This is a genomic window from Amycolatopsis sp. NPDC114503, from assembly GCF_055633655.1.
Genome location: NZ_JBVKDT010000001.1, coordinates 1,194,443 through 1,212,164, shown reverse-complemented (window position 1 = coordinate 1,212,164; position 17,722 = coordinate 1,194,443). Strand labels below are relative to the sequence as shown.

At 67.7% G+C, this 17,722-nt stretch carries 17 protein-coding genes, 1 pseudogene and 1 riboswitch; of the genes and pseudogenes, 7 read left to right on the top strand and 11 right to left on the bottom strand.

Features of this window, described 5'->3' with window-relative positions; all coding sequences use genetic code 11:
• Positions 1–3: 3 nt before the first annotated feature.
• Positions 4–1,884: an Hsp70 family protein gene (locus ACZ7OI_RS05920; RefSeq protein ID WP_470263017.1), complete on the bottom strand. Its 1,881-nt coding sequence runs from the start codon at positions 1,882–1,884 to the stop codon at positions 4–6.
• Between the two features lie 134 nt (positions 1,885–2,018).
• Between ACZ7OI_RS05920 and ACZ7OI_RS05915 the strand changes: the two genes are divergently transcribed.
• Both ACZ7OI_RS05915 and ACZ7OI_RS05910 read left to right on the top strand, forming a co-directional pair.
• Positions 2,019–2,444 (top strand): helix-turn-helix domain-containing protein, encoded by a 426-nt coding sequence (locus ACZ7OI_RS05915; protein ID WP_470263016.1) that lies wholly within the window; start codon positions 2,019–2,021, stop codon positions 2,442–2,444.
• Between the two features lie 57 nt (positions 2,445–2,501).
• A complete protein-coding gene (locus ACZ7OI_RS05910) occupies positions 2,502–3,092 on the top strand; it encodes a PIN domain-containing protein (protein ID WP_470263015.1) in 591 nt (196 codons plus the stop codon).
• A gap of 7 nt (positions 3,093–3,099) precedes the next feature.
• Here ACZ7OI_RS05910 and ACZ7OI_RS05905 read toward each other — a convergent pair whose 3' ends face one another.
• Together ACZ7OI_RS05905 and ACZ7OI_RS05900 are read right to left on the bottom strand one after the other, a co-directional pair.
• Positions 3,100–4,089, bottom strand: a complete 990-nt coding sequence (locus tag ACZ7OI_RS05905; protein ID WP_470263014.1) for a hypothetical protein — start codon at positions 4,087–4,089, stop codon at positions 3,100–3,102.
• Between the two features lie 62 nt (positions 4,090–4,151).
• A complete protein-coding gene (locus ACZ7OI_RS05900; protein WP_470232530.1) occupies positions 4,152–6,701 on the bottom strand; it encodes an ATP-dependent Clp protease ATP-binding subunit in 2,550 nt (849 codons plus the stop codon).
• 367 nt (positions 6,702–7,068) lie between these two features.
• Between ACZ7OI_RS05900 and ACZ7OI_RS05895 the strand changes: the two genes are divergently transcribed.
• Complete coding sequence (locus ACZ7OI_RS05895; RefSeq protein WP_470263013.1) at positions 7,069–7,884, top strand: (2Fe-2S)-binding protein; 816 nt, start codon at positions 7,069–7,071, stop codon at positions 7,882–7,884.
• Positions 7,885–7,902: 18 nt separating this feature from the next.
• Here ACZ7OI_RS05895 and ACZ7OI_RS05890 read toward each other — a convergent pair whose 3' ends face one another.
• A complete protein-coding gene (locus tag ACZ7OI_RS05890) occupies positions 7,903–8,472 on the bottom strand; it encodes a TIGR03086 family metal-binding protein (protein WP_470263012.1) in 570 nt (189 codons plus the stop codon).
• A gap of 67 nt (positions 8,473–8,539) precedes the next feature.
• Here ACZ7OI_RS05890 and ACZ7OI_RS05885 point away from each other — a divergent pair, with 67 nt between their 5' ends.
• Positions 8,540–9,367, top strand: a complete 828-nt coding sequence (locus tag ACZ7OI_RS05885) for a DUF6597 domain-containing transcriptional factor (protein ID WP_470263011.1) — start codon at positions 8,540–8,542, stop codon at positions 9,365–9,367.
• Between the two features lie 141 nt (positions 9,368–9,508).
• Here the strand turns inward: ACZ7OI_RS05885 and ACZ7OI_RS05880 are convergent, their stop codons facing one another.
• A complete protein-coding gene (locus ACZ7OI_RS05880) occupies positions 9,509–9,862 on the bottom strand; it encodes a histone-like nucleoid-structuring protein Lsr2 (RefSeq protein ID WP_037354752.1) in 354 nt (117 codons plus the stop codon).
• A 163-nt stretch (positions 9,863–10,025) separates the two neighbouring features.
• Entirely contained in the window at positions 10,026–11,534 is a 1,509-nt protein-coding gene (gene lysS / locus ACZ7OI_RS05875) for a lysine--tRNA ligase (RefSeq protein WP_470263010.1), read from the bottom strand.
• A gap of 82 nt (positions 11,535–11,616) precedes the next feature.
• Here lysS and ACZ7OI_RS05870 point away from each other — a divergent pair, with 82 nt between their 5' ends.
• Entirely contained in the window at positions 11,617–12,381 is a 765-nt protein-coding gene (locus ACZ7OI_RS05870; protein WP_470263009.1) for a class I SAM-dependent methyltransferase, read from the top strand.
• Positions 12,382–12,431: 50 nt separating this feature from the next.
• Positions 12,432–12,494, top strand: a riboswitch (guanidine-III (ykkC-III) riboswitch).
• Between the two features lie 33 nt (positions 12,495–12,527).
• Positions 12,528–12,842, top strand: coding sequence for a DMT family transporter (locus ACZ7OI_RS05865; protein WP_037808251.1), 315 nt, complete (start codon positions 12,528–12,530; stop codon positions 12,840–12,842).
• A gap of 3 nt (positions 12,843–12,845) precedes the next feature.
• Here ACZ7OI_RS05865 and ACZ7OI_RS05860 read toward each other — a convergent pair whose 3' ends face one another.
• Positions 12,846–13,700, bottom strand: coding sequence for a sigma-70 family RNA polymerase sigma factor (locus ACZ7OI_RS05860; protein ID WP_470263008.1), 855 nt, complete (start codon positions 13,698–13,700; stop codon positions 12,846–12,848).
• Between the two features lie 86 nt (positions 13,701–13,786).
• Here ACZ7OI_RS05860 and ACZ7OI_RS05855 point away from each other — a divergent pair, with 86 nt between their 5' ends.
• Positions 13,787–14,521 (top strand): SDR family oxidoreductase, encoded by a 735-nt coding sequence (locus ACZ7OI_RS05855; protein WP_470263007.1) that lies wholly within the window; start codon positions 13,787–13,789, stop codon positions 14,519–14,521.
• Here ACZ7OI_RS05855 and ACZ7OI_RS05850 read toward each other — a convergent pair.
• From ACZ7OI_RS05850 to ACZ7OI_RS05835, 4 genes and pseudogenes are all read right to left on the bottom strand, one after another.
• Positions 14,518–15,291, bottom strand: coding sequence for a type III pantothenate kinase (locus ACZ7OI_RS05850; protein WP_470263006.1), 774 nt, complete (start codon positions 15,289–15,291; stop codon positions 14,518–14,520). The genes ACZ7OI_RS05855 and ACZ7OI_RS05850 overlap by 4 nt on opposite strands.
• A gap of 42 nt (positions 15,292–15,333) precedes the next feature.
• Positions 15,334–15,828 (bottom strand): aspartate 1-decarboxylase, encoded by a 495-nt coding sequence (gene panD, locus ACZ7OI_RS05845; RefSeq protein WP_470263005.1) that lies wholly within the window; start codon positions 15,826–15,828, stop codon positions 15,334–15,336.
• A gap of 12 nt (positions 15,829–15,840) precedes the next feature.
• Positions 15,841–16,749 carry a pantoate--beta-alanine ligase gene (gene panC / locus ACZ7OI_RS05840; protein WP_470263004.1) on the bottom strand — a complete coding sequence of 303 codons (909 nt, stop codon included), beginning with the start codon at positions 16,747–16,749 and terminating at the stop codon, positions 15,841–15,843.
• Positions 16,746–17,660 (bottom strand): annotated as a pseudogene (locus tag ACZ7OI_RS05835) (Rossmann-like and DUF2520 domain-containing protein); the annotation flags it as partial. The pseudogene ACZ7OI_RS05835 and the gene panC, both read right to left, overlap by 4 nt.
• Positions 17,661–17,722 lie beyond the last annotated feature (62 nt).

Sequence of the window (17,722 nt, the reverse complement as noted above, 5' to 3'; positions counted from 1 at the left end):
GGTTTACTCGCCAGGCTGGACGGTCTGCTCGAAGTACTGCACCAAATCCTGCGGCCTGCGGCTCGTGTGCGACGCGCTGGTGTCCATCACGGTGCCGACCACGGGAATGCCGTCCGCTTGGTAGATCAGCAGGCCCAGCTTCGGCCCGACGCCCGCGACATAGCGACCGCTCAGCCCGGTGCGGGTGCGCCAGGTGTCGGTCACGACGCGACCGGTCATGTCCTTGCGCGCTCCCGGCTCGACCTGGGCGAGCGTGAGTCCTTCGTGGAACGCGACCGTGGTCTTGTCCGGGAAGCGGCACAGTGCGGTGCGCAGTGCGCCCAGGGCTTTCGCCAGTTCCGGGTCGTCCGAGCAGGTGGCGCGGGTTTGGATGGTGGGACCGGTCAGGCGGCGCATGCACTTGGTCAGGCCGTTTTCGCCGGGGAGCGCTGGTTGCGAACCGGCGCAGGTGGCGGTGTTGGGGGTGCTGACCGGTTGATTCGCCGCGGGTTTGTCGTCCCCCTTGGTAGCCAGGACGGCGGTCACGATTCCCGCGACTACGAGGACGGTCAGGGCGATCGCGCCGATGACGAGGGGTTTGCGGGATTTCTTTCGCGGCTGCTGCCATCCGGGCGGGGGTGGCATGGGTGCTGGTGGACGCTGATTCAGGCCGGGTTGCTGAACTGGGCCGTTCTGCGCTGGGCTTGACTGAACTGGGCCGCTCTGCGCCGGGCTCGGCTGAACTGGGCCGGGTTGAACTGGACCGGGCTGTTGCTGGACAGGCGGCCATGATGCCGGTGCCTGCGGCGCTGGCATCGGTGTCGGTGCTGCTGGGACGGGCGCCGCCGGACGCTCGTCCACCGGCACGTGATGCAACCCGAACGCGACCGCCGTCTCCGGCTGATCCTCAGTAGTCGGCACCACGCCAAGCGTCGACCCGACCAACGAGGCCAGCAACGGCATCCGGCTGGGCCCGCCGACCAGATACACCCCGCCGAGCCGGTCCGGAGAAAGCCCGGCCCGCGCGATCGTCGCCGCGAGCATTTCGGCGCTGCGCAACAGATTCGGCCGGACCAACGCTTCCAGCTCAGCCCGGGTGACGAGGACGTCGCCGAACGGATCCGGCATCGGCACCTCGGTGTGCGCGTGCCGGGAAAGACTTTCCTTGGCGTCGCGGACGTCTTGGAGCAACACCCGCCGCAACCGTCGATCGCTGGTCGTCTGCGGACGGAGAAGCCGCTGCCACTGCGCGGGATCCGCGTGCGACACCGACCGTCCAATATGGACCAGAAGGGCTTGGTCGATGTCCAGGCTGCCGAGATCCGGCAACCCGTCCTCCGCCAAAACCGTGGTACCCGCCCCGACGACCGCACAGTCGAACGTGCCCGCACCGAGGTCGTACACCGCGATCGGCCCGCTGGGAGCACCCTGCTCGCGCAGGGTCGCGTAATGCGCCGCCGCCGCGACCGGCTCCGGCACCAGCCGCACCTGCCCGAACCCGGCTTTCCCCGCCGCCGCCCGGAGAATCTGCTGCCGCTGCGCGCCCCACCCAGCCGGATGCGACACCCGAACCTCGCCCGGAACCCCGGAAAGCTGCCGCTCGGCCTCCTCGCCCATCCGCCGCAACACGGCGGCGAAGGCGTCGACCACCGGTACTGTCCGATCCCCGAGCAGAAGCTCGCCGTCGTCGATGCGCCGCTTGGGATTCGGCTCGAACCGGCTGGGATCCAGCCGAGCCCGCCGCTCCGCGTCCTGCCCGACGACGAGCCGCCCGTCCTCCTCCGCGTAAACCGCGGAAGACATGGTGACCGACCCGTCGACCTCAATAGCCCGCGGGCCGCGCCCGAAGGCCGCCAAAACGCCAACCGTGCTGGAAGTACCGAAGTCGATCGACAGGACGTCCACGCAGCTCCCCTCCCCAAAACCCCACCGCATCGTCTCACGGGCATGGGTGACAGATATAACTGAAACTAACTTGCCAAGTTAAGTGACACTGAGGCACACTTGCAGTACGTCAACAGCCGTGAAGCGGAGGGATCATGACGCCGACCACCACCGCGCGAGAGTCGCTATTCGCGACCCCGCGCGCACAGCAAGAGGCCCACGCCGCAGCGGAACTGATCGCCGAAGCAGACGGCCAGGTCACGCTGGACGGCGTTGAGCTGGGCGGCGAGATCCGCGAACTACTGCGCCAGATCATCGCGATCGTCGCCGAAGGCGGAACGGTGACCGTCGGCGCGATGCCGGAGATCATCACCACCACGGTGGCGGCGGAACTGCTCGGAATCTCCAGGACCACGCTGATGAAACACGTCCGCGCCGGCGACCTGCCGAGCACCCGAACCGGCAGTCACACAAAGCTCCGCCGCGACGACGTCCTCGCCTTCCGCCGGGAACGACTGCGCAAGCAACGAGACGCGTTGAACGAATTGCTCGCGATCGAAGACCGGCTCGGCATCGAATAGTCAGAATCGAACAGGAGGGGCCACGCTGGGGAACTTCCGTCCTCGTATCGTGGTGCGATGCCCACTCGCGTGCTTCCCGATGCCAACGTCCTGCACGCCAGAACGCTCCGAGACTGGCTGCTTCTGCTGAAGGACACGGGAAACGCAAGCATGTTCCACGTTTTCTACACCGAAGACATTCTTGCCGAGACCATCCAGAGCATCCGGCGGCGCAATCCCGATCTCGCTGGAACCGAGATCACCAAGATCCGCGACGCGATCGCTGGGACGATGGACGGCCGCATCGACGACTACCCGTCCGGACAGGACGCCGTCGTGCTGACTGACCCGTTCGACCGGCACATCCACGCAGCCGCGATCGCCGGATCGATGGATTGCGTCGTCAGCCTCGACCACGGGTTCACCGACCTGCCGACGGCAGTACGAGACACGCTCGATTACGAGATCTACACCCCGGACGAATTCTTCCTCCTCATTGACGATTCGTCGCCGAGGCTCGTCCGCGCCACGCTGCGCAGGCAAATCCAGCACTTCTCCGGGCGTGGTCGCGCGCATCTGGACTTCGCTGGCTCGTTGGCGAAATCCGGCTGCCCCGCCTTCTCGGAGCGAATCACCGAGCGCTGTCGCGAAATCGCATTCGACCAGTAGCCGCGACCTACCCCGCGAAAACCTCCGCCGGAAAACGCGTCTCCCGGTCCTCCTGAAGCCGCGTGTAGAAGTCATTCATCTCCACCGCTACCGCCGCATGAGTCGCCACCACCTCAGCGATCGGCGACGGCAACGCCAGCTCCCCAGCAGCCGCGCGGCGCACTGCGGTCAGGCGACTGGCCCGGCCCCAAGTCCCGCACACCTCGGTCACCAGCCAGTTCACCCAATACATCGACCCATAAGCCCGGTCATGCTCCGCGTTCAGCTCCGCGAACGCCAACTCTTCCTCAGTCAGATCGAACCGGCGCGCGAACGCCAGGCCGAAATCCGTCAGCACAAACCGATCGCCGTCAGTCAGAAAATTCTCGAAGTGGTTGTCGAAGTGCAGAACACCCTGCGCACGCAGGAATGAGAGCGTCTCGGCAACCTGCGACGCAACACGTTCAGCCTGATCAAGATGCCCCGGCAACCATCGATGCACATTAGTCGGGAAATACTCGCAGAACAGCACAACGCTCGACGAAGCCTCCTGCAATTCCGTGAGCCGCCGACGGACCGCGTCCGAACCGCCCCAGTACTCGACGTCCTCCTCCAGCGAACGATCCGGCACCCGGCCCGAGAGAACCGGCAGCACTCGCCAGTGGTGCAGCAAAGGAAAGTTCTCGCACTGTCCACTAAGGACCCAGCCGTTGGCCATGACGTGCAGCGCCAGCTCCCGCCAAGCCGAGCCCTCCGGCGAACCCAAGCCGTAATGGCAAAAGACAGGCAGCCCATACAGATTGGCGGTGGAATGCGGATGCCGCCGTTCCAGCGCGGTGGCCGGCACCCGCTTCGCGAAGACCGGCACCCCGTCGACGTCCAGCCGGGCGCCGGTGCCGCCGATTCCCTCGGACACCACCTCGGCGGACTCCAGCCGCTCGGCGAGCTGGCGGTCGCTCAGCAGCGAAAGCGCGGTGCTCGCCGCGGCGTGCCGCGAGATTCTCGAAGAAGACCCCATGACCCGACAATAGAGAAAAGGGCGGCCCCCGAAGCCGGGAGCCGCCCTTTTCTCTAGCTATTTCACTCGTTCTCGGACTCGCCGTTTTCCGCGGCGCCGATGCTCACCGGCGGAGCGTCGGGGACCGAGGACGGACGCTTCTCACCGCGGAAGGTGAAGTGCGCCTCGTCGTCGCGGTCCTCCGGGTTGCCGCTCCAGCCCTCGACGTCGACCACGATGATCTGACCCGCTTCGACCTCGCCGAAGAGGATCTTCTCCGACAGCTGGTCCTCGATCTCGCGCTGGATCGTGCGGCGCAGCGGCCGGGCGCCGAGCACCGGGTCGAAGCCGCGCTTGGCCAGCAGCGCCTTCGCCTTTTCGGTGAGCTCGATCTCCATGTCCTTGGCCTTGAGCTGCGTCTCGACCCGGCCGATCATCAGGTCCACCATCTGGATGATCTGTTCCTGGTTGAGCTGGTGGAAGACGATGATGTCGTCGATCCGGTTCAGGAACTCCGGGCGGAAATGCTTCTTCATTTCCTCGTTGACCTTCTGCTTCATCTTCTCGTAGCGGTCGGTCGCGCCCGACCCGGAGGAGAAGCCGAGGCTCACGGACTTCGAGATGTCCGAGGTGCCCAGGTTCGAGGTGAAGATCAGCACGGTGTTCTTGAAGTCGACCGTACGGCCCTGGCCGTCGGTGAGGCGGCCGTCTTCGAGCACCTGCAGGAGGGTGTTGTAGATCTCCTGGTGCGCCTTTTCGATCTCGTCGAAAAGCACCACCGAGAACGGCTTGCGCCGCACCTTCTCGGTCAGCTGCCCGCCCTCTTCGTAGCCGACGTAGCCCGGAGGGGCGCCGAAGAGCCGCGAGGCGGTGTAGCGGTCGTGGAACTCGCCCATGTCGATCTGGATGAGCGCGTCGTCCTCGCCGAACAGGAACGCCGCCAGCGCCTTCGACAGCTCGGTCTTACCGACACCGGACGGGCCGGCGAAGATGAACGAACCGGACGGGCGCTTCGGGTCCTTCAGACCCGCACGCGTACGGCGGATCGCCTGGGAGACGGCCTTGACCGCGTCCTCCTGGCCGATGATGCGCTTGTGGAGCTCGTCCTCCATGCGCAGCAGCCGGGTGGTCTCCTCCTCGGTGAGCTTGAACACCGGGATGCCGGTCCAGTTGGCCAGCACCTCCGCGATCTGCTCGTCGTCCACCTCGGCGACGACGTCGAGGTCGCCGTCCTTCCACTGCTTCTCGCGCTCGCCCTTCTGGCCGAGGAGCTGCTTCTCCTCGTCGCGAAGGCGCGCGGCCCGCTCGAAGTCCTGCGCGTCGATCGCGGACTCCTTGTCCCGGCGGACGTCGGCGATCTTCTCGTCGAACTCGCGCAGGTCCGGCGGCGCGGTCATCCGGCGGATGCGCATCCGGGCCCCGGCCTCGTCGATCAGGTCGATCGCCTTGTCCGGCAGGAACCGGTCGTTGATGTAGCGGTCGGCCAGCGTCGCGGCCGCGACCAGCGCCGAATCGGTGATCGAGACGCGGTGGTGCGCCTCGTACCGGTCGCGCAGGCCCTTCAGGATCTCGATCGTGTGCTCGAGCGACGGCTCGCCCACCTGGATCGGCTGGAAACGGCGCTCCAGCGCGGCGTCCTTCTCGATGTACTTGCGGTACTCCTCGAGCGTGGTCGCGCCGATCGTCTGCAGTTCGCCGCGGGCCAGCATCGGCTTCAGGATCGACGCCGCGTCGATCGCGCCCTCGGCCGCGCCCGCGCCGACGAGCGTGTGCAGCTCGTCGATGAACAGGATGATGTCGCCGCGGGTCTTGATCTCCTTGAGCACCTTCTTCAGGCGCTCTTCGAAGTCACCGCGGTAGCGCGAGCCGGCGACCAGCGAGCCAAGGTCCAGCGTGTAGAGCTGCTTGTCCTTGAGCGTCTCGGGCACCTCGCCCTTGACGATGCTCTGCGCGAGCCCCTCGACGACGGCGGTCTTGCCGACGCCGGGCTCGCCGATGAGCACCGGGTTGTTCTTGGTCCGGCGGGACAGCACCTGCATGACCCGCTCGATCTCCTTGCCGCGCCCGATGACCGGGTCGAGCTTGCCCTCGCGGGCGAGCACGGTCATGTTGCGGCCGAACTGGTCGAGCACCAGCGAGGAGGACGGCGTGCCCTCGCCGCGGCCGGAGCCGCTCTCGGTGGACTTCTCGCCGGTCTGGTAGCCCGACAGGAGCTGCAGCACCTGCTGGCGGACCCGGTTGAGGTCCGCGCCCAGCTTCACGAGCACCTGGGCGGCCACGCCCTCGCCCTCGCGGATCAGGCCGAGCAGGATGTGCTCCGTGCCGATGTAGTTGTGGCCGAGCTGCAGCGCCTCGCGCAGCGACAGCTCCAGCACCTTCTTCGCCCGCGGCGTGAACGGGATGTGCCCGCTCGGCGCCTGCTGGCCCTGGCCGATGATCTCCTCGACCTGCTGGCGCACGCCCTCGAGGGCGATGCCCAGCGACTCCAGCGCCTTGGCGGCGACACCCTCACCCTCGTGGATCAGACCCAGGAGGATGTGCTCGGTGCCGATGTAGTTGTGGTTGAGCATCCGGGCCTCTTCTTGGGCCAGGACGACCACCCGCCTCGCGCGGTCGGTGAACCTCTCAAACATGCGCACTCCCTCGACTGCTGCGTCGGCGGCCCGTAACCTCCGTGGATCGCGTCCACGGCGGACAGCACCGTGAGACCACTCTAGTAGCCAAGCGGTCGCGGTTGCGTACCACTACGGCTTCCGGCGGCCCGTTCGCATCCGGACGGCGACCCGGTCGGTCACCGTTCATCATCCGGTTGCGCTGCACCTTTACTCCCTCTCGAACGTACGGGACCGGATCAGGATTCCGCCGGGGCACCCCTGTCCGCTCAGCGCGAACACCCCTGCGCGTCCGGGTGGTCTCACCCGGTGGCCACCCGATTGGCGCAATCCCGTTCCGTATGTAAGGTTAGGCACGCCTAATCAAGAACGGACGGGGGTCGACCGGGTGAACCCGCAGCGCTCGCGCGACGACGCCCGCGAGATCGGCGATGGGCTCGCGTCCTCCCTGCTGCGCGCCAACGCCCGGCACGACCTGCGCCGCGACGTCCCCGAGGGCTGGTTTCGCTGCGCTGACCTCCTGGAACAGCCCGCGCTGTTCGCCGAGTGGCGGTCCCGGCTGAGCGACTGGCTCCTTGACCAGCACGGCGCGGCGCCAGCGCGGACAGCGGCCAGCTACGTGATGTCCTGGTACCTGTACGTCCCCGCGTACGTGGGCGCGCTGCTGCTGCACCACGAGCGTCGCGTGCCGTCGCTGAAGCCGGAGCAGCTCGCGTTCGGCCTCGGCCCCGACCGGCCGCATCCCGAGGGCATGGCCGTGCTCAGCGACGCTTTCTACTGCCTGCCGACAGACCCGGGCAGCGTCCGCCCCGAGGCCACCGTCGTGCGCGACGAACGCGCGCTGGCCGCGGTGCTGCGCGCGCAGTTTGTCGGCCACGCTGCCCGCTTCGTCCGCGCCTACGCGCCTGGCACCCGGCTCGGCCGCCGCATGCTCTGGGCGGCCGCCACAGACGCGCTGGACGGCGCGCTGTGGCGGGCTGGCAAGCAAGGCGGGACGGCCGAGGCCGAAGGCGCTGGCGTCGCGGACGCGGCATTAGTGCTCGACGCGAAGTACAGCCCGCTGACCTCGGCGTCCACCTTGCGCGTGGCGATCAACGACGACGGGCACCGGGTCTGGGAGCGACGTCGGGAGAGCTGTTGCTTCTCCTATCTCCTGCCCGGGGAAGCGGAATGCGAAAGCTGTCCGCGAATCTGCCCTCGTTGATCTCCATCGAGTGGAATATCAGGCGTACGGGTCCCGGCCCGTCGCGCCCAGCGCCCGGTGCAGCACCGGCGCGGTTTCCGGCACTGCGACTTCGGGGCCGAAGACGCCGCGCTTGCGGGCCCCCTCGCCCATCCCGGCCGCGAACGCGAGAACTGCTTCGGCGGCTTCGTCCGAACAATTCAGCTCCGTGCCGCTCGCCCGCGTGAGGTCCCAGGCGTGCATGACCAATTCGCCGAGCACCATGTCTCCGACGACCGCGGCGGGCAGTTCGGATCCGCCGAAGGCGATGGTGCCGGTCCACGCCTCCGGCGGAGTGAGCGCGGCGACCACGTCGTCGGTCATTGCCTCCAGCGCCTTCGGCCAGTCGTCCCCGACGAGCGAGGCCTCGGCTTCGCTTGGTGCGGGCGGTTCGTAAGGCTCGTGCCGGATAGCGGCGGCGAGCCACGGTCCCCAATAGAGAAGGTGGTTGAGAAGGCCGCGAACATCGTATTCGGCGCATGCGGTGGGCGCGGTCAGCGACGAGGCGGCAGCCGCGACGCGCCGCAGTTCGGCGGCGGCCGGGGCGAGCAGTCCGGAGTGATTCGACATGCGCCCGAGCCAACCACGCTGGCGCGGCGACCGTCTTGAAATTACGCGACGCACTAGCGTTTCAGCCATGCGGCGGATCCCGAGCGGCATCCTGAACGAGCGGACGGCTCGCACCAAGTTCACTCTCACCCGGCATCCGCCCGCCCCGGAACTGCGCGATTTCGTGGAACACCACTGGATACTGCGCTGGGACCTGACGGAACCCCACGAACAGCACGTGCTTCCGAATCTGTCGGTGCACGTGACGTTCTTCCCCGGCGCGTGCGGCGTTTACGGTCCGGCGCACCAGCTTTTCACGCATCGGCTCAGCGGACGCGTGCACGGGATCGGGGCCAGGATCCGGCCCGGCTGTTTCCGCCCGTTCCTCGACGCCCCGGTGCGCACGCTCGCCGATCGCGCGCAGGACGTGGCCGCGATCTTCGGGCCGGAAGCCGCGGTCGCTGAAAAAGCCGTCCGGAATGCGGAGACCGACGCGGAAATGATCACTGCGATCGACAACTTGCTGATCGCACGCCGTCGTCCCATTCCGCGGGCGACGCGGGTGGCCGCGGAGGCAGTGGAAACAATCGCCGCGGATCCGGAGATCACCAGGGTCGCGGAACTGGCGGCGGCACTCGGGCTGTCGATCCGGGCGGTGCAGCGGTTGTTCGCCGAGCACGTCGGAACAACGCCGAAGTGGGCGATCCGGATTTACCGCCTCAACGAAGCCGCCCGGTTGCTCGCCGCACCCGCCGCTCCGGATTACGCGGATCTGGCGACTCGGCTGGGCTATAGCGACCAACCTCACTTCATCCGCGATTTCCGTGCGGTGACCGGAGCACCTCCCGCGGAGTACGCCCGTTCCGCCCGCCGGCTGATCTCGTGCACGCCGGACGGCGCAAAGCCGGGAAACTAATACCGAACGCCAAACGGCCGCCGGGAATGTTCCCGACGGCCGTTTGGCGTGCAGAGTGCGAAGACCCCCGTCTCCGCCGCGGTGCGTTCTCCTGCCTTCGCTAACCGGAGGAGCGCATCCGCGAGTTCCGGAAATGCCCGGTCAGTTCTTCTTGTGGTAAGCCTCGACGACCTCCGACGGGATGCGCCCGCGGTCGGAAACCTGGAAACCGTTCTTGCGGGCCCACGCGCGAATCGCCTGGTTCTGCTCGCGGTCGACCGCGGCCGGGCGGGCCGGGGACTTGCCGCCCGCCACCGGACGCAGCGGCGCGCGCTTGCGGCCGCCGGCACGGCGGGCGTGCTCGACATACTGAGCCAGCGCGTCCCGCAGTTCCTCGGCGTTTTCGCTCGACAGGTCGATCTGGTAGCTCACACCGTCCAAACCGAACTCGACGGTCTCTTCCGCCTCACTGCCGTCGAGGTCGTCGACCAGAGAGACAAGCACCTTCTGTGCCATCTGATTCCTCCTGCGGGGCTTACCCGAATGATCTGGCTACATGATCTGGTTTCGGGGCAAGCCCCGAGCTACAGAAGTCTTTGACACCCATATTAATACCCGCTTGCCCCGCCGTAGGCAAATCCGCATTGAGGAAATCTCGACCGGTGCGGCGAACGGTGTCCTATTCAGGCCGCACGAGCGGGAAGAGGATCGTCTCCCGGATACCAAGCCCGGTCAGTGCCATGAGCAGCCGGTCGATCCCCATTCCGACCCCGCCGCTCGGCGGCATTCCGTACTCGAGCGCGCGGAGGAAATCCTCGTCGAGACGCATCGCCTCGCTATCCCCGGCGGCGCCGAGCCGCGCCTGTTCGGTGAGCCGCTGCCGTTCCACCACCGGATCCACCAGCTCGGAGTATCCGGTCGCGAGTTCGAAACCGCGCACGTACAGGTCCCACTTCTCGGCCACGCCCGCCCGGCTGCGGTGCTGCCGTGTGAGCGGAGAGGTCTCGAGCGGGAAATCCCGGACAAATGTGGGCGCGTCAAGTCCGTCGCCGACGAGATGTTCCCACAGTTCTTCGACGAGTTTGCCGTGCGCTAGCTTGGGATCCACCTCGATCTCGCGCGCCGCGGCGATCTTGTGCAGTGCTTCGGCGGGAGTATCCGGCGTCACTTCCTCGCCGAGTGCTTCCGAGAGCGACTCGTACATGCCGAGTGTCGTCCATTCGCCGGAAAGGTCGTACTCGGTTCCGTCGGCGAGAGTGACGACCTGGGTGCCGAGCACGTTCTCCGCGGCCTCCTGGATGAGTTCGCGGGTCATCACGGCATTCGTGTCGTAAGTGGCGTAGGCCTCGTAGTACTCGAGCATCGCGAACTCCGGCGAGTGCGAGGAGTCGCTGCCCTCGTTGCGGAAGTTCCGGTTGATCTCGAAAACCTTCTCGATCCCGCCTACCACACAGCGCTTGAGGTACAGCTCAGGCGCGATGCGCAGGAACAGCTCGAGGTCGAAGGCATTGGAATGCGTGACGAACGGCCGGGCCGCGGCTCCGCCGTGCAGCGTCTGCAGCATCGGCGTCTCGACCTCGGTGTATCCCCGGCGGTGGAACGACTCGCGAAGCGAACGCATCACGCCGGCGCGCGTGCGCACCACGTCGCGCGCCTTCGGCCGCATAATCAGATCGACATAACGCTGCCGGATTCGCGTTTCCTCCGCCAGCTCCTTGAACGCCACTGGCAGCGGGCGCAGCGACTTCGCCGCGATCTGCCAGCTGTCGGCCAGCACGGAAAGCTCGCCGCGCTTCGAGGTGATCACCTCGCCGTGCACGAATACGTGGTCGCCGAGATCGACATCGGACTTCCACGAGGCGAGAGACTCAGGCCCGACCTGCGCGAGACTCAGCATCGCCTGCAGTTCTGTGCCGTCGCCCTCACGAAGAGTGGCGAAACACAGTTTGCCCGTATTGCGGAGAAACATGACGCGACCGGTGACGCCGACCGACTGACCGGTGCTCGTGTCGGCTTCGAGACCGGAATGTTCGGCACGGATCTGCGCGAGAGTGTGCGTACGCGGAACCTCTACCGGGTAAGGATCGGCGCCCTCCGCGATTATCCGGTCGCGCTTGTCCCGGCGCACCCGCATCTGTTCGGGCAGGTCGTCATCGGGCAGTGCGTCGGACGCGGGGAATTCGGTCATGGCCATAGCGTACGAAGCCGCTGGTGAACCGCGTCAACCGGATTCCCCTTCCGGGGCACTCACGGTATTAGGGTGGTTACTCGTGAGCGATCACAGCACTGATGCGGAACTGCACGCCCGGCGGGCTTCGTCGTTCGGCGACCAGGCGAGCGCCTATGCCCGGCACCGGCCGGACTATCCTCGAGCCGCACTCGAATGGGGTATGTCCGGAGCAAACCGACCGGTACGCGACGTGCTGGACCTCGCGGCGGGCACCGGAAAACTCACTGAGGGGCTGGTCGATCTCGGCCGCGCGGTGACCGCGGTGGAACCCGATCCGGGCATGCTCGCCGAACTGTCGCGGCGGCTGCCGGACGTTCCCGCGCTGCTCGGCAAGGCCGAGGACATCCCGTTGCCGGACGAATCGGTGGACGCGGTGTTCGTCGGCCAGGCCCTGCACTGGTTCGATTTGGCGCCGGCATTCGCGCAGATCCGCCGGGTGCTGCGGCCCGGCGGGGCAGTGGTGGCGCTGTGGAATCACGACGACGAATCAGTGCCGTGGGCGCTCGAATTCGCCCGGCTCATCCGCACGGGCACCAGCCGCTGGCTCGCCGACACGGAGCAAACGCTGCGCGCGGACGGCTTCGGCCCGTTCGAACAGGACCGGTTCGCCCACACGCACCGGCGCTCGATCGACTCGCTGCTGGCGACCGTGGCCACGCATTCGCATCTGCTGATCGCGTCCGAGCAGGACCGGGACCAACAGCTCGCGCGAGCGCGGGAGTATCTGGAATCCGTTCCGGAGACGGGAACGGGCGAATTCGACTATCCGCTGGTCACCACGGTTGTCCGGGCTCGGCGGAGCTGAAGCGGCGACCGAAATCACCACCGGGGAACGTCCGGTTGGTGCTAATTTCGGAAGTGGCGGTGCTCCCGCCCCGGACGAGCGCGTCGTACCCGGTGACGACAAGACGGCGCAGTGAACGCATCCGTCACTGCGAAAGGTTCTTGATCATGGCCTGGCTCGTTCTTGTCGTTTCCGGATTTCTCGAAACCGTGTGGGCCGCGGCGCTCGGCGCCTCGAAAGGTTTCAGCAGGCTCTGGCCGAGCGTGTTGTTCGGCGGCGCACTGCTGCTCAGCATGTCCGGCCTCGCCTATTCCTTGCGCGAAATTCCCCTCGGCACCGGCTATGCGGTGTGGGTCGGCATCGGCGCGGTGGGGACCGCGGTGTACGGGATCGTCGCGATGAACGATCCGCTCACCGTCGGCCGGATCACCTGCCTCGTGCTGATTGTCGCCGGGGTCGTCGGGCTGAAACTGTTCCACTGATCTTCATCCGAGAGCGATCTCCAGCCCGCGCAGCCGCTCCGGCGCGGAAATCACGTCGATCCCGGCAATCAGGTCGCCGTCGAAAACGAACTTGAGGACCACAGCCAGCCGGCCGCGCGGAGCGAGCACCAGGCCGGGACCGCCGTCGACCAAAGCGACCTGCGTGCTGCGCGCCATTTCCGAAGCGAGCAGCGCGCCCTTGCTGACCGCTCGGACACCACGCAGCACCATCGGCGCCGCGCCGGTGTCCGAGTGCAGCACGACGTCTGGGTCGAGCACTTTCAACAGCCCGGCGAAGTCTCCTTCACGAGCCGCGGCCAAATACGCCTCGACGGCCCCGCGCCGCTTGCTCGCATCGGCTGGCCCGGCTTCTCCGCCGCGCACCCGGCGGCGAGCCCGGCTGGCCAGCTGCCGGACCGCCGCCGGACTGCGGTCGAGAATCTGCGCGATGTCCTCGAACGGCACCGCGAACATGTCGTGCAGCACGAACGCGATCCGCTCGGCCGGACCGAGGACGTCGAGCACTACCAGCATCGCCAGGCCGACGGAGTCGGCCAGCTGGGCTTCTTCGGCGAGGTCCGCGCCGTCGTCACCGCGGTCGAACGGGGAAGCGTCCAGCGAATCCTCACGGCGGCGTTCGCGCGTGCGCAACAGGTTCAGGCACACCCGCGCCACCACTGTGGTGAGCCAGGCGGGCAGATTCTGTACCTCGGAAATGTCGGCGCTGTCGACGCGCAGCCAGGCTTCCTGCACCGCGTCGTCGGCCTCGCTCAGAGACCCGAGCATCCGGTAGGCGACCCCGCGAAGGCGTGGACGCTGCTCCTCGAATTGAGCCGCGAGCAGGTTCTTTTCGTCCACCTGTCACATCTCCTTCACAGCCGGGTTCATCCCAGTAGGACACCCCCAGTGCCCGACCAGCGGCACTTTACCCGGAAGGAATTGTCATGACGACGATCTTGGTCACCGGTGGCACCGGAACCCTCGGCAAGCTGGTCGTTCCCGCGCTCGGCGACGCGAAGGTGCGCATCCTGAGCCGGAAGGCGAACGGCCCCGACCGGTTCGCCTGCGACCTGATGACCGGCGAAGGTCTCGCCCCCGCAGTCGACGGCGCCGACGTGGTCGTGCATCTGGCAGGCGGTCCGAAGGGCGACGACGTGGCTACGGCGAACGTGGTCCGGGCCGCCGAACGCGCCGGAGTCGGCCACCTGGTTTTCATTTCGGTGATCGCCGCGGACGCGCTGCCGCTGGGCTATTTCCGCCGCAAGCACGAGGCCGAAAAACTCGTCGCCGCGGCCGACGTGCCGTCGACCATCCTGCGTGCGGCCCAGTTCCACGGCTTCTGCCTCAACGCCGTGCAGGCAGTGGCGAAACTGCCGATCGTGCCGGTGCCCGCGATCAATTTTCAGCCAGTCGACGCCCGCGATGTGGCCGAGCGGCTCGCGCGGCTGGCGCTTGGCGACCCGGCCGGGCGAGTGCGGGATCTGGCCGGGCCCAAGGTGTACGGCATGGGCGAACTGGTCGACAAGTATTTGCGGGCTCGCGGGCGGCGACGGCTGAAAATGCCGATGCGCATTCCCGGTGCGGCCGGAAAGGTCTATCGCGCCGACGGCAACCTCAACCTCGACGCGGACACCGGCATCCGCACTTTCGAGGATTACCTCGCCGAGCAGGTCGGCTAACGCACATTCCGTTCGTACACCAGCCGCAGGCCGAGCAGCGTCAGGTCCGGCACGTGCTCCTTGATCGTCTCGGATTCGCCCAGCACCAACGGCGCGAGCCCGCCGGTGGCGATCACCGTGACCGGTTCTGAGCTGTCGTGCTGCAATTCGCGCACAATCCGTCGAACAAGCCCGTCGACCTGGCCGGCGAAGCCGTACAGAATGCCGGACTGCAGGCATTCCACGGTGTTCTTGCCAATCACCGAACGCGGCGGGACGAGTTCCACCTTCCGCAGCGCGGCCGCGCGGGCGGCGAGCGCGTCCACCGAGATCTCGATGCCCGGGGCGAACGCCCCGCCGAGGAATTCGCCCCGGGCCGAGATCGCGTCGACGTTCGTAGAGGTGCCGAAATCGACCACCACGCACGCGGTGGCGTGCAAATGGTGCGCGGCAAGGGTGTTCACGAGCCGGTCCGCGCCGACTTCCTTCGGATTGTCCACCAGCAGCGCGACCCCGGTGCGCACGCCGGGCTCGACCACGATCTTCGGCACCCGCGCGTAATAGCGGCCGAGCATCACCCGCAATTCCCGCAGCACCGCGGGCACTGTGGACAGTGCGCTGATCCCGGTGACCGCGTCGGCGTGCGGGCCGAGCAGGCCGCGCACGGTGAGCGCGAGTTCGTCCGCGGTCATACGCGCGTCGGTGCGCATCCGCCAGTCACCGACCAGCTCGGCGCCCTCGTAGAGGCCGAGCACGATATTGGTGTTGCCGACGTCGACAGTGAGCAGCAACGAGGTCTTCCTTACTGCGGCTCGACCGCCGCGGCGGACAGGTCAGTTTTCGGCGTGCAGCAACGCGTCGAGACGGCGCGCGTCCGCGGTTTCGGCCACCGGGAAGGTCATCGTGTCCTCTTCGGGCAGCGTGACCGTGCCGCTCAGCAGGCCCGATCCGTCCGGCGCGTGCGCCGGATCGTCCCCGCGCTCGACGATCCGGTTGTAATCGTCCACAAAGATCACTCGCGGCCGGTAGGTGCGCGACTCCGCGTCGTCCATCTGCCCGTAGGCGATCAGGATGACCAGGTCGCCCGGGTGCACCAGATGCGCGGCGGCTCCGTTGATGCCGAGCACGCCGCTGCCGCGCTCGCCGGTGATGACGTAGGTTTCCAGCCGCGCGCCGTTCGTGACGTCCACAATGGACACCTGCTCGCCCTCGAGCAGATCGGCGGCCTCCATCAGGTCCTCGTCGACCGTCACCGAACCCACGTAGTGCAGGTCGGCCTGGGTCACCGTGGCCCGGTGGATCTTCGATTTCAGCATCGTGCGATACATCGTGGACTCTCCCTATTCCCCTGCGTCCGGATCCCCGCTCGGATGTTCCACGGCTTTTCCGAGCAGCACTCCCGCGTTGTCGATCAGCCGGGTACTCCCCACCCGGGCCGCGACCAGCAACCGCGCCTCTCCGTCGACGGGCGCCGGCCCCAAATCGGTTCCCCTCAACTCCAGGTAATCCACTTCCACCTGGGGACGGGCCGCGAGCGTCTTCCGCGCCATGTCCAGCACGGCCTCCGCTCCGTCCCGCCCGACGTGCGCCCCGGCCGACAAAGCGGACGACAGCACCACGGCGTCTTCCCGTTGTTCCGGCGTCAGGTAGACGTTGCGCGAGGACAGCGCGAGGCCGTCCCGCTCCCGGACCGTCGGCACCCCGATGACGCGGGTGTCGATGTTCAGGTCCGCCACCATCCGCTTGATCAGCACCAGCTGCTGGTAGTCCTTCTCCCCGAAGAACGCGTAATCCGGGCGCAGCAGGTTGAACAGCTTCGCGACAACCGTCAGCACCCCGGCGAAATGCCCGGGCCGGACAGCCCCCTCAAGCTCGTCGCCGAGCGGGCCGGGGTTGACGGTGACCGTCGCGCTCTCCGTGTACAAGTCCGAGGCCTTCGGCGTGAAGGCCAGCTCGACGCCTGCTTCGGACAAAGTCGCCAAGTCGGCTTCGAGCTGCCGGGGGTACGCCTCGAAGTCCTCGCCCTCGCCGAACTGCAAGGGGTTCACGAAGATCGACGCGGCGACGACGGTGTTCGGCAGCCGCTTCGCGCGGCGCAGCAGTTCCCGGTGGCCGTCGTGCAGCGCGCCCATGGTGGGCACGAGCGCGACCTTCCGGCCGACGCTGCGCAGGCCCCAGCTCACCTTGCTGATGTGCTCGGGCGGCTGGAACGTGTTGAGCGTTCCGCGCTGGAATTTCGGTGTCGTCACGGGGTCTGTCCTTCAGCGGGGTCGGCGAGAAGATCGGTCAGTTCGCCCGCGGCCGCGGGATCGAGCAGGCCGGCGGCGCGGGACCGTTCGGCCGTGCGCCGGGCCAGCGCCCGGTAGGCCGGGGCGATCTGCGGCGCCCGGTCCGTGAGCACGTCGAGGTGCTTGCGGACGGTGCCGAGATCACCACGCGGGACCGGTCCGGTGAGGGCGCGGTCCCCGTGGCGAAGGACATTGTCCAATGCCGCCGAAAGCAGCGGTGCGACGAGTCGTTCCGGATGCCCGATTCCGGCGTCGCGCAGGGTTTCGGTGCAGTCGGCGACCAGCGTCATCAGGTGATTCGCGCCGTGCGCCAGCGCCGCGTGATACAGCGCCCGCGCGGATTCGGGGACCCGCACCGGCTCGGCGCCCATCTCGACGGCGAGCGCCTCGCCGACGTTCCACGCCGCGTCGTCGTCCGGCGCCGCGGTGACGCCGATGCTTGCGGCGACAAGACGTTCGAGGTCTTCCTCGCGGCCGGTGAAGGTGAGCACCGGATGCAGTGCGAGCGGCAGCGCACCGGCTTCCGCTACCGGGGCCAGCACGTCGATGCCGTGCGCACCCGAGGTGTGCACCACGATCTGGCCCGCGCGGACGGAATTCGTGGCGACCAGACCGCGGACGGTGCCGGCGAGCGCGTCGTCCGGCAGCGCGAGCAGGACGAGATCGGCTCTCCGCACGACCTCGTCGGGCGGCAGCAACGGGACATCGGGCAACAGCCGTTCGGCGCGGTTCAGCGAAGCCGCGGACAGCCCCGACGCGGCGACGACGGTGTGGCCCGCCCTGGCCAATGCCGCACCGAGGACACTGCCCACGCGGCCGGCGGAAACGACGCCCACGGCAAGGCGGGCCGGTCGGTTCATGGCGTGCGCCTGTGGACGCTCATGGCTCGAAACTCCTCATGTTCGTTCCAGTCCCGCTCTTTCGTCGCGGGTAC

Excerpts from the sequence above, each read along its gene's own strand:
- ACZ7OI_RS05915 (WP_470263016.1), top strand. The coding sequence starts at position 2,019 with ATGACGCCGACCACCACCGCGCGAGAGTCGCTATTCGCGACCCCGCGC.
- ACZ7OI_RS05910 (WP_470263015.1), top strand. The coding sequence starts at position 2,502 with ATGCCCACTCGCGTGCTTCCCGATGCCAACGTCCTGCACGCCAGAACG.
- ACZ7OI_RS05905 (WP_470263014.1), bottom strand. The coding sequence starts at position 4,089 with ATGGGGTCTTCTTCGAGAATCTCGCGGCACGCCGCGGCGAGCACCGCG.
- ACZ7OI_RS05900 (WP_470232530.1), bottom strand. The coding sequence starts at position 6,701 with ATGTTTGAGAGGTTCACCGACCGCGCGAGGCGGGTGGTCGTCCTGGCC.
- ACZ7OI_RS05890 (WP_470263012.1), bottom strand. The coding sequence starts at position 8,472 with ATGTCGAATCACTCCGGACTGCTCGCCCCGGCCGCCGCCGAACTGCGG.
- ACZ7OI_RS05885 (WP_470263011.1), top strand. The coding sequence starts at position 8,540 with ATGCGGCGGATCCCGAGCGGCATCCTGAACGAGCGGACGGCTCGCACC.
- ACZ7OI_RS05880 (WP_037354752.1), bottom strand. The coding sequence starts at position 9,862 with ATGGCACAGAAGGTGCTTGTCTCTCTGGTCGACGACCTCGACGGCAGT.
- lysS (WP_470263010.1), bottom strand. The coding sequence starts at position 11,534 with ATGACCGAATTCCCCGCGTCCGACGCACTGCCCGATGACGACCTGCCC.
- ACZ7OI_RS05865 (WP_037808251.1), top strand. The coding sequence starts at position 12,528 with ATGGCCTGGCTCGTTCTTGTCGTTTCCGGATTTCTCGAAACCGTGTGG.
- ACZ7OI_RS05855 (WP_470263007.1), top strand. The coding sequence starts at position 13,787 with ATGACGACGATCTTGGTCACCGGTGGCACCGGAACCCTCGGCAAGCTG.
- panD (WP_470263005.1), bottom strand. The coding sequence starts at position 15,828 with ATGTATCGCACGATGCTGAAATCGAAGATCCACCGGGCCACGGTGACC.